12 protein-coding genes and 1 pseudogene are annotated in these 12,444 nt (G+C 69.3%); 4 read left to right on the forward strand and 9 right to left on the reverse strand.

The genetic code is table 11. The features are described 5' to 3' along the window. Positions 1 to 168 precede the first annotated feature (168 nt). Positions 169 to 1,920, reverse strand: a complete 1,752-nt coding sequence (locus tag BAY61_RS01825) for an ABC transporter ATP-binding protein (protein ID WP_091801699.1) — start codon at positions 1,918 to 1,920, stop codon at positions 169 to 171. Further along, complete coding sequence (locus tag BAY61_RS01830) at positions 1,917 to 3,614, reverse strand: ABC transporter ATP-binding protein (RefSeq protein WP_091801702.1); 1,698 nt, start codon at positions 3,612 to 3,614, stop codon at positions 1,917 to 1,919. The genes BAY61_RS01825 and BAY61_RS01830 overlap by 4 nt, the downstream gene beginning before the upstream one ends. 116 nt (positions 3,615 to 3,730) lie before the next feature. On the opposite strand from BAY61_RS01830, the gene BAY61_RS01835 reads away from it, so the two are divergent. Genes BAY61_RS01835 through BAY61_RS01845 form a run of 3 tightly spaced genes read left to right on the forward strand, consistent with a single transcriptional unit; the run spans position 3,731 to position 6,662 of the window. Next, positions 3,731 to 4,783, forward strand: coding sequence for a FecCD family ABC transporter permease (locus BAY61_RS01835; RefSeq protein ID WP_091801706.1), 1,053 nt, complete (start codon positions 3,731 to 3,733; stop codon positions 4,781 to 4,783). Positions 4,784 to 4,791: 8 nt separating this feature from the next. After that, positions 4,792 to 5,835 (forward strand): FecCD family ABC transporter permease, encoded by a 1,044-nt coding sequence (locus BAY61_RS01840; protein WP_245865692.1) that lies wholly within the window; start codon positions 4,792 to 4,794, stop codon positions 5,833 to 5,835. Further along, positions 5,832 to 6,662 carry an ABC transporter ATP-binding protein gene (locus tag BAY61_RS01845; RefSeq protein ID WP_176879649.1) on the forward strand — a complete coding sequence of 277 codons (831 nt, stop codon included), beginning with the start codon at positions 5,832 to 5,834 and terminating at the stop codon, positions 6,660 to 6,662. Before BAY61_RS01840 ends, BAY61_RS01845 begins: the two co-directional genes overlap by 4 nt. Here BAY61_RS01845 and purU read toward each other — a convergent pair. From purU to BAY61_RS01875, 7 genes and pseudogenes are all read right to left on the reverse strand, one after another. Continuing rightward, positions 6,659 to 7,525 carry a formyltetrahydrofolate deformylase gene (purU, locus tag BAY61_RS01850; RefSeq protein ID WP_091801711.1) on the reverse strand — a complete coding sequence of 289 codons (867 nt, stop codon included), beginning with the start codon at positions 7,523 to 7,525 and terminating at the stop codon, positions 6,659 to 6,661. The two genes, BAY61_RS01845 and purU, sit on opposite strands and share 4 nt — an antisense overlap. Further along, positions 7,495 to 7,755: pseudogene (locus BAY61_RS33995) on the reverse strand (hypothetical protein); the annotation flags it as partial. The pseudogene BAY61_RS33995 and the gene purU, both read right to left, overlap by 31 nt. Further along, entirely contained in the window at positions 7,664 to 8,383 is a 720-nt protein-coding gene (locus tag BAY61_RS01855) for a DedA family protein (protein ID WP_091801714.1), read from the reverse strand. The pseudogene BAY61_RS33995 and the gene BAY61_RS01855, both read right to left, overlap by 92 nt. Then, the gene (locus tag BAY61_RS01860) at positions 8,376 to 9,146 is read right to left on the reverse strand and encodes a lysophospholipid acyltransferase family protein (RefSeq protein WP_091801717.1); all 771 of its coding nucleotides are present in this window, start codon (positions 9,144 to 9,146) and stop codon (positions 8,376 to 8,378) included. The genes BAY61_RS01855 and BAY61_RS01860 overlap by 8 nt, the downstream gene beginning before the upstream one ends. Continuing rightward, complete coding sequence (locus BAY61_RS01865) at positions 9,143 to 9,877, reverse strand: GNAT family N-acetyltransferase (RefSeq protein WP_091801720.1); 735 nt, start codon at positions 9,875 to 9,877, stop codon at positions 9,143 to 9,145. The genes BAY61_RS01860 and BAY61_RS01865 overlap by 4 nt, the downstream gene beginning before the upstream one ends. A gap of 205 nt (positions 9,878 to 10,082) precedes the next feature. Continuing rightward, entirely contained in the window at positions 10,083 to 10,886 is an 804-nt protein-coding gene (locus tag BAY61_RS01870; RefSeq protein ID WP_091801723.1) for an SAM-dependent methyltransferase, read from the reverse strand. Beyond that, positions 10,865 to 11,365, reverse strand: coding sequence for a DUF2505 domain-containing protein (locus tag BAY61_RS01875; RefSeq protein ID WP_091801726.1), 501 nt, complete (start codon positions 11,363 to 11,365; stop codon positions 10,865 to 10,867). Before BAY61_RS01875 ends, BAY61_RS01870 begins: the two co-directional genes overlap by 22 nt. Between BAY61_RS01875 and BAY61_RS01880 the strand changes: the two genes are divergently transcribed. Then, positions 11,364 to 12,440 (forward strand): UDP-N-acetylmuramate dehydrogenase, encoded by a 1,077-nt coding sequence (locus tag BAY61_RS01880; protein WP_091801729.1) that lies wholly within the window; start codon positions 11,364 to 11,366, stop codon positions 12,438 to 12,440. The genes BAY61_RS01875 and BAY61_RS01880 overlap by 2 nt on opposite strands. The last annotated feature ends 4 nt before the right edge of the window (positions 12,441 to 12,444 follow it).

The following is a 12,444-nucleotide window of genomic DNA, read 5'->3' on the forward strand; positions in this document are numbered from 1 at the left end:
CGACCCCGGCCCTGGGGCCCCCGCCTTCCGGGCGGACCCCCGCCTTCCGGGCGCACAGCCGCCGTCGCCGCCGCCGTCGCCGCCGCCGTCGCCGCCGCCGCCGCCGGCGCAGCCGCTGGCGCAGCCGCAGCCGCTGGCGCGCGGGCGCTGGTGCTGGCGCGCGGCAGGTCAGGGGGTCCGGTTACCCGACCAGGCTTTCCACAGGGCGGCATACCGGCCACCCTCGGCAAGCAGTTGATCGTGCGTACCGGCCTCGACCACCCTGCCCGCATCGAGCACGACGACCCGGTCGGCCGCGGCCGCCTGGGTGAGGCGGTGCGCGACCACCAACCCGGTACGCCCGGCAAGCGCCTTTCCGGCTGCCTTTTCCAGTTCCTTCGCGCCCGTGCTCCCCGCCTCCGCCGTCGCCTCGTCGAGGATGGCGACAGGGGGATCGGCCAGCACCAGCCGCACGAGGGCGAGCTGCTGTGCCTGCGTCACCGTCAACCGATGCCCACCTTCTCCCACCACAGTGGACAACCCGTCAGGAAGACTGTCCACCCAGGACAGCGCACCGAGCTGGTCGAGCGCCGCTCGCAGTTCCGCGTCCGTCGCGCTGGGTTTCGCGAGCCGGAGGTCCTCACCGAGTTCGCCGGCGAAGACGTGTACCTCCTGACTGATCAGCGCGACCGTCTCGCGCGTCGCGGCCGGGCCCAGTTCCGGCAAGCCGACCCCGCCCACCGAGACCGAGCCCGAACTCGGCCGGTGGATTCCCGCGATGAGTTTGGCGAGCGTCGTCTTGCCTGCTCCGCTCGCGCCGACGAGCGCGATCCGTTCTCCCGCGTTGATGTCGAGGTCGACGTCTGCGAGTACGTCGTGTCCTCGCACGTAGGCGTGCCCGATCGCGGTGGCTTTGACCGACGCGTCGGCGGGCGAGCCGGGTTGCTGAGGTTCCTCCTCCGCCGGTAGGTCAGCAACCCCGACGAGCCGGGACAGGCTCGCCGCTGCCGACTGGGCGTCGTCGACGAGCGCCAGCGCCGCGTTGATCGGATTGAACAGGCTGTGGAAGTACAGGGCGGCCGCGGTCGCCGTGCCGATCGTGGCGGTCTGGTTGCCGACGAGCAGGAAACCGGTGACGAGCACGGCGGAGAGCCCGATGAACTCGGCGAGGTTGAGGCGGGAGAAGAATCGCGTCACCAACCTCGTCGCGCGCATGGTGATGTCGACGACGTCCTGCGACCGGCCCCGCACCCTTTCGACGTGGTCGTCGCCGAGCCGGAACGCCCGCACGGTACGCGAACCGCCGACCGTGTCGAGCAGTTGTTGTTGCTGCGCACCGTCTTTGACGCGCTGGCTCGCGTAGAGCGGCGTCGCCCTCCGCACGTACCAGCGCACCGTGTAGAGCTGGATGGGGGTCGCGAGCAACGCGGCGAGCAGGAATCGCCAGTCGAGCACGGCGAGCCCGACGAAGGTCAGCACGATCGTCAGCACCGATCTGCCCAGTTCGGGGAGTGCGTCGCGCACCGACTTGGCGATCACGGCGACGTCGTTGGTGACGCGGGAGGTGAGATCGCCCGACCCGGCCAGTTCGACGCGTTCGAGCGGGAGCCCGAGTGCCTTCTCGATGAACCGTTCGCGAAGCCCGGCGAGCATTTCCTCGCCGAGCCGGGAGACGAGCGCGAGACCCACCGCGTTGGCGGCTCCGCGCACGAGCGCGACCACGACGAGCGCGACGATGGGCAGTGTGAAGGCCGTGCTGCCGTCGGCGACGAGATCGACGATGTGCCCGAGCAGCGGCGCGGTGAGCAGGCCGACGGCGGTCGCCGCGACGAGTGTCGTGAAGGCCGAGAAAGCCAGCAGTCGTCGTGGTCGCAGCAGTTCGCCGACCGCGGCGGCCGTTCTGGCTCCGCCCGCCGTTGGCAGGAGTTCGCGTTCGGTCATGACAACACCGCCGTCCGGTAGCCGGGGTCGCTGGCGGCGAGGTCGGCGTGTGCTCCCTCGGCGCGGACGGTGCCATCGCCGAGTACGACGACCCTGTCGGTGATGGCAAGCAGCGCCGGACTGGTGGTGACGAGCACGGTCGTGCGGCCCGCGCGGATCTCCTTGAGTTCCGCCGCGATTCTGGCCTCGGTGACGGCGTCGACGGCGGTGGTCGGATCGTGCACGACCAGTACGGGCGGGTCGGCGGCGAGGGCTCTGGCCAGTGCGACGCGTTGCCGTTGCCCTCCGGACAGCGATCTTCCGCGTTCGGCGACGGCGGTGTGCACCCCGGCGGGCAGGGTCGCCGCGACCTCGTCGGCTGCCGCGGCCACGAGTGCCTTTTCCGGGGACTTCACTGTCGACGCGGCGACGACGTTGTCGAGCAGGCTGCCTTCGAAGAGGTCGGCGTCGTGTGCCGCGACGAGCACGGAGCCGCGCAGCAGCGTGGGGTCGAGCGCGGTGAAGCCGGTCCCGTCGAGCTCCAGCGCGCCGGAGGCGGGGTCGGCCTCCCTTCCGAGGCATTCGAGCAGTTCGGTCGCGCACGCGGGATCGGTTGTCACGATGCCCACCAGTTCGCCTGCCCTGATGTCGATGTCGACGGCACGCAGCGAGCCGTGGCTGACGCCCCGCAGCTTCACCTCGCCCGCGACGGGTGTCGAGGGCTGCCTTGCCCCTCCGGTGACGGCCGGCGGCGCCGTCAGTACCGACGAGACCCTTGCGGCCGACGCCCTTCCCTGTGCGAACTGGCCATTGGCCCACGCCAGTATCTGGAAGGGGCCGAGCAGGAACTGGGCGAGCCCGACGGCGGCGACGAGCTGGCCGACGGTGATGGCGTCGTTCGCGGCGAGGTTGGCGCCGACGAGTGCGACGACCGCGATGAAGATGCCGGTGAGCGCGAGGATGACTCCGTCGTGTCCCGCGTGGGCGCGGGCGGCACTGAGCGTTGCGGCGAGTGAATCGCGGCTGGTCCGTTTGTACCTGGTGACCGCGGCCCTTTCCGCTCCGATGCCCTTGAGCACCCTGAGTCCGGTGACCAGATCGGCGGCGATGCCCGACGCGTGTGCCGCGCGTTCCTGTTCGAGGCCGCTGCGGCGTTCGAGAGGTCTGCCGACGAGGTGAGTCAGCCACAGCAGCGGCGGGGTTCCGAGCAGCACGAGCAGCCCGAGCGGGATGGAGATCCGCAGCAGCGCGATGGCGCTGACCAGCAGGCCGACGAATCCGGCTATCGCGAACGGCAGCATGCCGATGACCGCGCCGACCCGTCTCGTGTCGCCGGTGGTGATGTTGACGAGCGCGCCGGGGAGCCGCCCTGATTCCGCGCCGCCTCTCGGGTCGAGTACGCGGGCGCTCAGCGCGAGCCGGAGCCGGTGCGCTGCCTGCTGTGACGCCTTTTCGGAGGCGCGCGCGGCGAACCGGTAGCTGAACGAGAGCACGGCGAACACGACGGCGAGTACCGCGATCCAGCGCAGCAGCGCGCTGACCGAACCGGTGGAGACGGCTTGGTCGATGACGATGCCGACGATGACCGGGATGAGCGCTTCCCCGCCTTGATGCGCCGAGGCGAGTACGGCGGCGCCGGTGAGTCTGCCCCGCTCTCCGGCGACGGCTCCACCAAGAACACCGGAGCCATTGGAGCCACTGTTGCCGGTCGACATGCCACACCTCCCGTGAGCGGAGGTTAGGCTATCTTAAGTTTGCTGGTAATCCGGGTGGGGCCGAGCGAACTTCGTCACGATGGACCAGCAGTTGGTCGCTAGGTTAGCCTCACCTTATGTCGGTTGCCACGGACCTGCGCTCACAGCAGGGCGTCGAGCGACCCCGCACATCGACGCAGGCCCTCCGCGGCCTCGCCCTGATCGTCGCCTTCGCCGCGCTGGGCCTCATCGTGCTGCTCAGTGTCTGGCTCGGTTCGAAGAGCATCCCGTTCACCGCCACGTGGGACGTGCTGTGGCACAACGACGGCTCCTATGACGCGCTCGTGATCCACGACTACCGCATCCCGAGGACGCTGGTCGGGTTGGTGGTCGGCGTATCGCTGGGACTTGCCGGTGCGCTGATGCAGGCGCTGACCCGCAATCCGCTCGCCGATCCCGGCCTGCTCGGGGTCACGATGGGCGCCTCGACCGGCGTCGTGATCTCACTTGCCTTCCTCGGCATTTCCTCCGTGCTCGGCTACGTCTGGTTCGCGTTCGCCGGTGCCGCGCTGGCTTCCGTCGTCGTGTACACGCTGGGCTCGTCCGGCAAGCGCAACGCCACCCCGGAACGACTCGTGCTCGCCGGTGCCGCGGTGACCGCCGTGATGTTCGCCTTCAACACCGCCGTGCTGCTGATGGACCCGAAGGCGTTCAACGAATTCCGGTTCTGGCAGGTCGGCTCGCTCGCGGGCCGCTACTACGACGTGCTGTTGCCCGTCCTGCCGTTCGCTGCCGCCGGTGTCGTGCTGGCGCTGCTGCTGATCCGGCCGCTGAACGTGCTCGCCATGGGAGATGAGCTGGGAAGGGCGCTCGGTACCCACCCCGCGTTCGTCAGGGTGATCGGCGCCGTTTCCATCACGTTGCTCTGCGGAGCGGCGACCGCCGCCGCGGGCCCGATCGCCTTCGTGGGACTCGCCGTTCCGCACATGGCTCGCCTGCTCGTCGGCCCCGATCAACGGTGGGTGTTGCCGTTCTCGCTGGTGCTCGCGCCGATCCTGCTCGTCGGATCGGACATCGTCGGCAGAGTGATCGCACCGCCGGAAGAGGTCCAGGTCGGCATCGTCACCGCGGCCATCGGCGTTCCGGTCTTCATCGCGTTGTGCCGCAGGCGAAAGCCGGCGGGCCTGTGAACCGCCCGGTGACCGGAACGGTGCTGCGCAGCCCCGGCGAGCGGGTCGCGCTGCGGCTCGACAGCAGGACGGTGACGGTCGGCCTGCTGCTGTCGCTGGCTCTGCTCGCCGTCATGACCGTCACGCTCATGACCGGTGAATACCAACTGTCCATCGCGGACGTCGTGAAGGCGGTCGCCGGTTACGGCGAGGGTGCGGCCGACTTCATCGTCAACACGTTGCGCCTTCCGCGCCTGCTGACGGCGGTGCTCGTCGGCGCGGCACTCGCGGTGAGCGGGGCGCTTCTCCAGGGCCTGACAAGGAATTCGCTCGGCAGCCCCGATGTCATCGGGTTCAGCAACGGCGCGGCGACCGGCGCGCTGCTGATGATCATCGTGTTCGGCGGCACCATGGTGCAGGTCGCCGTCGGCGCGTTCGTCGGGGCCATCGTCGCGGCCGTGCTGATTTACGCGCTCGCGTTCACGAGGGGAGTGCAGGGTTTCCGCTTCATCCTCATCGGAATCGGGATCAACGCGCTCGCGCTCTCGGTGAACTCCTACCTGATCACGAGGGCGAGCCTCTACGACGCGGTGAGCGCGCAGGCGTGGCTCGTGGGCAGCGTCAACGGGCGGGGATGGGAACAGGTGTACGCGGTGGCGATCGCGCTCGTGATCCTGCTGCCGCTCGCCCTTTATCACGCGCGCCCGCTCGCGATGATGGAGCTGGGAGACAGTTCGGCCAAGGCGCTCGGGGTCGGCGTCGAACGCAGCAGGGCGGTACTCATCGTCGCCAGTGTGCTGCTGGCAGCGGTCGCCACGGCCGCGGCAGGCCCGATCTGGTTCGTCGCCCTCGCGGCGCCCCAGTTGGCGAGGAGGCTCACGAGGTCGGCGTCGCCGGGACTGCTGACCTCGGCGCTCGTCGGCGCGTTGCTGCTGGCAGCGGGTGACCTCGCCATTCAGCAGCTCTTCCCCACCGCCCAGCTCCCAGTCGGCACCGCGACGGGCTGTCTCGGCGGGCTGTACCTGATCTGGTTGTTGGCGTCCGAATGGCGCGGAAAGGAAAGCTACACATGACGAGGCTGGCTGCGCAGGGACTGACTTTGGCCTATGACCAGGCCACCGTTGCCACCGATCTCGGGGTGGAGATCCCCGACGGCTCCTTCACCGTGATCGTCGGCCCCAACGCGTGTGGCAAGTCCACGCTGCTCAAGGCCCTCGCGCGGATGCTGAAGCCGAAGACCGGAGGGGTCTATCTCGACGGTGAGCTGATCTCCAGCTACCGGTCGAAGGAGGTCGCCCGCAGGCTGGGGCTGTTGCCGCAGTCGTCGATCGCGCCGAGCGGCATCACCGTGGGCGACCTCGTCGCGAGGGGCCGTTATCCGCACCAGAAGCTGTTGCGGCAGTGGTCGTCCGACGACGAGGCCGTCGTCACGGAGTCGATGAAGCTCACCGGGGTGCTCGACCTTTCGGCCCGGCTGGTCGACGAGCTGTCCGGAGGACAGCGCCAGCGGGTGTGGCTCGCGATGGTGCTCGCCCAGCAGACGTCGATCCTGCTGCTCGACGAGCCGACGACGTTCCTGGACATCTCGCACCAGGTCGAAGTGCTCGACCTGTGCGCGGACCTGCACGAGGACAAGGGACACACGCTGGTCGCCGTCCTGCACGACCTCAACCAGGCCTGCCGCTACGCCTCGCATCTCATCGTGATGCGTCCCGGCGGGGAGATCGCCGCGGTCGGTGACCCGACGGAGATCATCACGGCCGACCTCGTCGACGACGTATTCGGCCTGCCGTGCAGGGTCATCGACGACCCCGAGACGGGAACGCCGATGATCGTCCCCGTGCATCGCAAGCGGAGGGCCGACGGCGAGCGCGAGCCCGCCGAGCGTGTCGGTGCCTAGAACACCACGGTCCGGTTGCCGTGGACGAGCACCCTGCCTTCGAGGTGCCAGCGCAGACCTCGGGCAAGGGTGATCTTCTCGATGTCGCGGCCCTTGCGGACCATGTCGGCAACGGCGTCGTCGTGGTCGACCCTGATCACGCCCTGCTCGATGATGGGGCCGGCGTCGAGGTCGGCCGTCACGTAGTGGCAGGTCGCGCCGATGAGCTTGACGCCGCGCGCGTGAGCCTGGTGATACGGCCTCGCCCCCATGAAGGAGGGCAGGAAGCTGTGGTGGATGTTGATGGCCCTTCCCGCCCACGCCTCGCACAGGTGAGGCGGCAGGATCTGCATGAACCGCGCCAGCACGACGGCGTGCGGATCGTGCTCGTCGACGAGCTTGGCGACCTCCGCGAACGCGTCCTGCTTGTCTCCGGTGAACGGAACGTGGTGGAACGGGATGCCGTGCGCACGGGTGATGTCGCCCAGCGTCTCGTGGTTGCCGATCACGGCGCGAAGGTCGATGTCCAGTTCGCCTGAGGCGACGCGGCCGAGCAGGTCGTAGAGGCAGTGCCCCGCCTTGGACACCAGCAGCACGACCCTGCGCCGCTCGCCGGTGTCCTCGATCCGCCAGTCCGATTCGGAGCCGAGCGAGCGGGCCACTCCGGCGAAGCGGGCGCGCAGCTCGTCGACCTCGAAGGGCAGCGAGTCGGCGCGCACGACCTGGCGCGTGAAGAACCAGCCCGAGTCGGGGTCCGTGTGGTAGGCGGCCTCGACGATCCAGCCGCCCGCCTCGGCGAGAAACGAGGCGATGCGGGCGACGATGCCCGTGCGGTCGGGGCAGCCGAAGGTGATCACATAGCGTCGTTGGGGCACGGCCGACATTCTCGTGCCTCGCGGCGCACGGCGCGGCGAGGGGTTCCGGAAGTGTGGCGTCGCCTGCATTCCGAGCGGCGTTCGACCTGCGCCACCTCGCCGCGCGCACCCTGTCGGCCGGTCCCTCGTTCGTGACGTCCGGTCCGCTTACCTTTCGGGTCCATGACCGCCGACGACCGCATTCCGGCGAGGTGCCTGATCTGTCTCGCCACCGTCCACTGCGGACACGCGGGGGTCCGGCACTCCGGACCCGCCGTGCCTGGCGCGGCGAGCGACCAGTCGCCGCGCGACCTCTCCGCAGCCGACCGCGAGCAGTCCGATGGCGAAAGCGAAAAGCAGGCCCTTCGCCGGATCGTCGGCGAACTGGCTGGCGCCGAGGAAACCGACCGCGACCGAATAGGCGGCCCACACCGTCACGCCGATCGCGTCGAGTATCGCGAACCTGCGGAAGGGAAACCGCAGGCTGCCCGTCGCCAGCGCCGAAGCGACCCTTCCCCCTGGAAGGTAGCGGCCCGCGACGATCAGCACGGTGCCGTGTTTGTGCACTTTCTGCCGGGCCCACTCGTAGCGTTGCCGCCCCTTTTCGTTGCGTTGCAACCTCGCGAGCGTCCGTGGACCGGCCTTGCGGCCGATCCAGTGCCCCAGACAGTCGCCGGCGAAAGCACCGCCCGCTCCGACGACCACCAGCAGGCCGAGCATGGCCAGGTCGGGGCCGAGCAGCACGGCGACCGTCATGACGGTCGTCTCGCTCGGCATGAACGGCAGCAGCGCGTCGAGCCCTGCGACGAGGAAAACGATGACCCACAACCACGGTGAGTACAACGTGTCGCTGAGCAGGTCGGTCAGCTTGCCGAGCAGTTCAAGCATGGACCGGCTCCGCGTCGGCCAGCACGGCGTGCTGTGCCAGCGCGGCGAGTTCCCTGCGGTCGCCGGTCGGTTCGATGAGCGGCCGTGCCGTCAACCGCGCGCGCAGGTCGCGCGCTTTGCTGACGCGGGCGATCGAGCGGGCGAGGGTGTCGTCACCGACGAAAGCCGCGACCGTGCTCGGCTTGTCTTCTTGCGTGTAGGACAGGGTGACCGGCCGGATCGGTGCGTTCGCGTCGATCGCTGCCTGGAACATGGCCCTGCGGAACACACCTCCCTTGCCCGAACACCACGTCGTCGCCTCGGGGAACACCGCGACGGATGTGCCTTGCCGCAGCGTGTCCGCGACGACGGCGACGCTGTCCGGCAGCGCGCGCAGCGACCATCGGTCGACGAAGAGCGTGCCCGCTTTGGTGGCGAGCCCTCCCAGCAGCGGCCAGTTTCCGACCTCACGCTTGGCGAGGAAGGTGGCCGGTTCGACGGCCATGACGGCGAGGATGTCCAGCCACGAGATGTGGTTGGCGACGATCAGCGTTCCGGTGTCGCCGCCCGCGCTCAACGCCGCTCGCGGCGCGGGGTCCGTGTCGAGACCGATCCCGAGCGCGTCGAAGACCCTGCGTGCCCTGACGTCGAGCGGACCGGTCGAGGCGAGCACCTTGAGCAAGGCCGCGCCGCGAGCGATGGCTTCCGAGGTGCTCACCGGAGGTAGTTCGCTGGTCACGCACCGGCTTGGCGAGCACGGCGAGGTGGCCGTCCAGACGTTCACCTGTCCTCCCCGAGGAAGTAGCGCAGGTAGCGCTCGTCGATGTTGTCCAGCGGCAGCAACACGAAGAAGTCGGCGACGTCGAAGTCGGGGTCGAAGGCGGGTGGTCCGCACACCCACGCGCCGAGCCGCAGGTAGCCGCGCAGCAGCGGAGGCAACTGCGCGTAGGTGGGCCGCTGACCGTCGCGCTGGGACGGCAGCCACGGGTGGTGTGGCCGCACCCGGAGATCGGGCGGCGAAAGGTGTTTCGTCTTCGCCAGCTCCCATGTGCTCGTCGCGGACTTGCCACCGTCGCCGAGCGGAACGGACGCGCAGCCCGCGAGGTAACGGTGCCCTGAAAGCAGGGTGTATCTCGCCATCGCCGACCACATCATGTTGATGACCGCGCCGCCGCGATGATCGGGATGCACGCACGAACGCCCTGCCTCGATCAGTGAGGGCAGATACGGTTCGAGCGCGCTCACGTCGAATTCGCCTGCCGAGTAGAGCCGGGAAGAACGGCCTGGAGGAAGCAACCGGTAGGTGCCGACCACCTCGCGCGTCGTCTCGTGCTCGACGATCAGGTGGTCGCAGACCTCGTCGAACTCGTCGGTGTCGAGCTCACCCTCGAACGCGACTCCGAGTTCGCCGGCGAACACGCTCGTCCGCAACCGTTGCGCAGCCTCGATCTGCGCGGGCGTGTGCGCGATCGAGGCCGAGTAGGCCCGGGTGGGTACCGTGGACAGCGAAGGCATGGGTGTCTCCGTTCATGACTGATAAGAGACCCGCCTGGCCCGTCGCCAAACGCTCGCCATGCGGGAACTCGTGTCTTCGGGGGTCGCCGAGTGGCCGCTCGGCGACCCCCTTCTCATGAGATCGAGATTGGCACTCCAGCCGAGGTGACACCAGAACCTGAGAAGAAGCTCAGGGAGAACTCAGGGCTGCCCCTACCGGCCAGCCCTACCCCCGTTCGGTGGGCTGCACGCATTCCCACGGCACGGTCAGCTCACCGAGGCGCCACCGCTCGCGACGACCGAGCACCGGCCAGCCGCGAGCAGCCAGCATCAGGACCATTTCGGTCCATCGCGCCCTCCTGCCGTAGCTCGCGAACGGCGCCGAGGCGGCCCAGCACGAGTCCATGGCGCGGAGGAAGTCGTGGACGCGCTCTCCTTCGACATTGCGGTGGATGAGCGCCTTGGGCAGCCGTTCGGCCACAGTGGAGGGACGGTCCAGGCTGCCGAGATGCACGGAAATGGTGAGCGTGCGAGGACCTTCGTGCGAGACCGTCACCCACGAACCCACCCTGCCGAGTTCGTCGCACGTGCCGTCGACGAGCAGCCCGCCCGGTTTGACGCTCGCGAGCATGGCCGACCAGGACGGTACGACGTCGGCTTCCGCGTACTGGCGCAACACGTTGAAGGCACGCACGAGCACCGGCCGCGTTCCGGCGAGTTCGAAGCCGCCTCTCGCGAAGTCGAGCCGGGGCGGGTCGGCTGCCGTGGCGGCGGCGTCGACGCGCTCCTGATCGAGTTCGAGGCCGAGTACGCGCACGGAGGGACGCACGGCGGCAAGCCGCCGTGCCATTTCGATGGTCGTGACCGGAGCAGCCCCGTACCCGAGGTCGACCACCAGCGGGTCCCTCACGCCGGACAGCGCGCGGCTCACCGCGAGGTCGGTGGTGAGCCAGCGGTCGACCCTGCGTAGCCGGTTGGGATTGGTGGTGCCGCGAGTAGGGGAGCCGATCAGGTGCCGCGCGCGAGCCACTTCGCCGTGAAGTCGGCCTCGCTGCGCAGCAGGTTCGTGACCTGCTCGGCGATGAAACCTTCGAGCCTGCCGCCGACGATGGGGATGCGGACCTTGACCTCGCCCGTGGTGAGTTCCGCCGTGCCGGAGCCCTCGGGGGTCAGTGCGGTCGTCGCGGTGATGTCGCCGGGGATGCCGCTGACCCCGACCTGGGTGGTTCCGGTGTAGCCATCGCCCTCGCGGCGCCAGCGCTGCTCCCTTCGCACCGTCAGATCTCCCTTGTGCAGGGTCCTGACGGCCTGAGGCAGCTTGTCGGATGCGACGCCCTGGAGAAGTACGTACCGAACACCGTCATCGGTCACGGTGTGTTCTTCCAGCCTCGCGTTCGTGCCGCCGATCTCGGCCAGCCTCGCGCGCAATGCCTGCTCGCTCGACTGTGCGGCGAACACGTCCGCGACGCCGGACGTGAACGTCGCGCGATGCTCGATACGGGATGCCATGACCGAGACAGTACCGTTGCCCGTTGTGAGCATCGCTGAAACGTCCACCCAGGACACCCTGCGCGAACACACCACGTTGCGGCTGGGTGGACCGGCGCGCCGGTTCGTCACGGCCGCCAGTGCGGACGAACTCGTGAACACCGTGCGTGATCTCGACGCGGACGGCGAGCCCACCCTGCTGCTCGGCGGTGGCTCCAATCTCGTCGTCGCCGACGAGGGCTTTCCTGGCACGGTCGTCAGGATCGCGTCGAAGGGCTGGAGCGGAACGTCGGTCGAGGCGGGGCAGGACTGGGACGAGTTCGTCGCCGCGACGGTGGAGAAAGGCTACGGCGGGCTCGAATGCCTTTCCGGCATTCCCGGCGCGGCTGGGGCGACGCCGATCCAGAACGTGGGCGCCTACGGCTGCGAGATCAGCGAGGTGCTGGATTCGATCGAGCTGTTCGACCGGCGCACCGGGGAGGTCGCGGCGGTGCGGGCGGACGAACTCGGCTTCGCCTACCGCACGAGTGTGCTGAAGGGCACCGAGAACGGGGTCGTGCTGCGGGTCCGCTTCGCGCTGTCGGAAGACGGGTTGTCGGCACCCATCCGCTACGCCGAACTCGCTCGGACGCTCGGTGTCGACGTCGGCGCGCGGGTCCCGGCGCGCGAGGCCCGCGAAGCGGTGCTCGCGCTGCGGAGGGGCAAGGGAATGGTGCTCGACGCCACCGACCACGACACCTGGAGCGCGGGCTCCTTCTTCACCAACCCGATCGTCGATCCCGCCAACGTCGATGTCGTACTCGCCCGCATCGGCGAGGTGGTCGGCGGGGACGTCCGCGTGCCACGGTATCCGGCCGAGCACGGAGTGAAACTGTCCGCGGCGTGGCTGATCGAGCGCGCGGGCTTCGGCAAGGGGTACCGGGGCAAGACCGGATCGGTTTCCCTTTCCACCAAACACACGCTCGCGTTGACCAACAGGGGCGGCGCGAGCACCGCCGAACTGCTCGCGCTCGCCCGCGAGGTGCGGGACGGGGTCGCCGACCGCTTCGGTGTCGTACTGCGCCCCGAACCGCTGTTGATCAATTGCGCGCTGTGACAGG

The organism is Prauserella marina (genome assembly GCF_002240355.1).
GTDB classification, from domain to species: Bacteria; Actinomycetota; Actinomycetes; order Mycobacteriales; family Pseudonocardiaceae; genus Prauserella_A; species Prauserella_A marina.

Coding starts and splice junctions, on each gene's coding strand:
- BAY61_RS01875 (WP_091801726.1), bottom strand. CDS start 11,365: ATGGCATCCCGTATCGAGCATCGCGCGACGTTCACGTCCGGCGTCGCG.
- BAY61_RS01880 (WP_091801729.1), top strand. CDS start 11,364: ATGACCGAGACAGTACCGTTGCCCGTTGTGAGCATCGCTGAAACGTCC.
- BAY61_RS01830 (WP_091801702.1), bottom strand. CDS start 3,614: ATGTCGACCGGCAACAGTGGCTCCAATGGCTCCGGTGTTCTTGGTGGA.
- BAY61_RS01835 (WP_091801706.1), top strand. CDS start 3,731: ATGTCGGTTGCCACGGACCTGCGCTCACAGCAGGGCGTCGAGCGACCC.
- BAY61_RS01855 (WP_091801714.1), bottom strand. CDS start 8,383: ATGCTTGAACTGCTCGGCAAGCTGACCGACCTGCTCAGCGACACGTTG.
- purU (WP_091801711.1), bottom strand. CDS start 7,525: ATGTCGGCCGTGCCCCAACGACGCTATGTGATCACCTTCGGCTGCCCC.
- BAY61_RS01845 (WP_176879649.1), top strand. CDS start 5,832: ATGACGAGGCTGGCTGCGCAGGGACTGACTTTGGCCTATGACCAGGCC.
- BAY61_RS01865 (WP_091801720.1), bottom strand. CDS start 9,877: ATGCCTTCGCTGTCCACGGTACCCACCCGGGCCTACTCGGCCTCGATC.
- BAY61_RS01825 (WP_091801699.1), bottom strand. CDS start 1,920: ATGACCGAACGCGAACTCCTGCCAACGGCGGGCGGAGCCAGAACGGCC.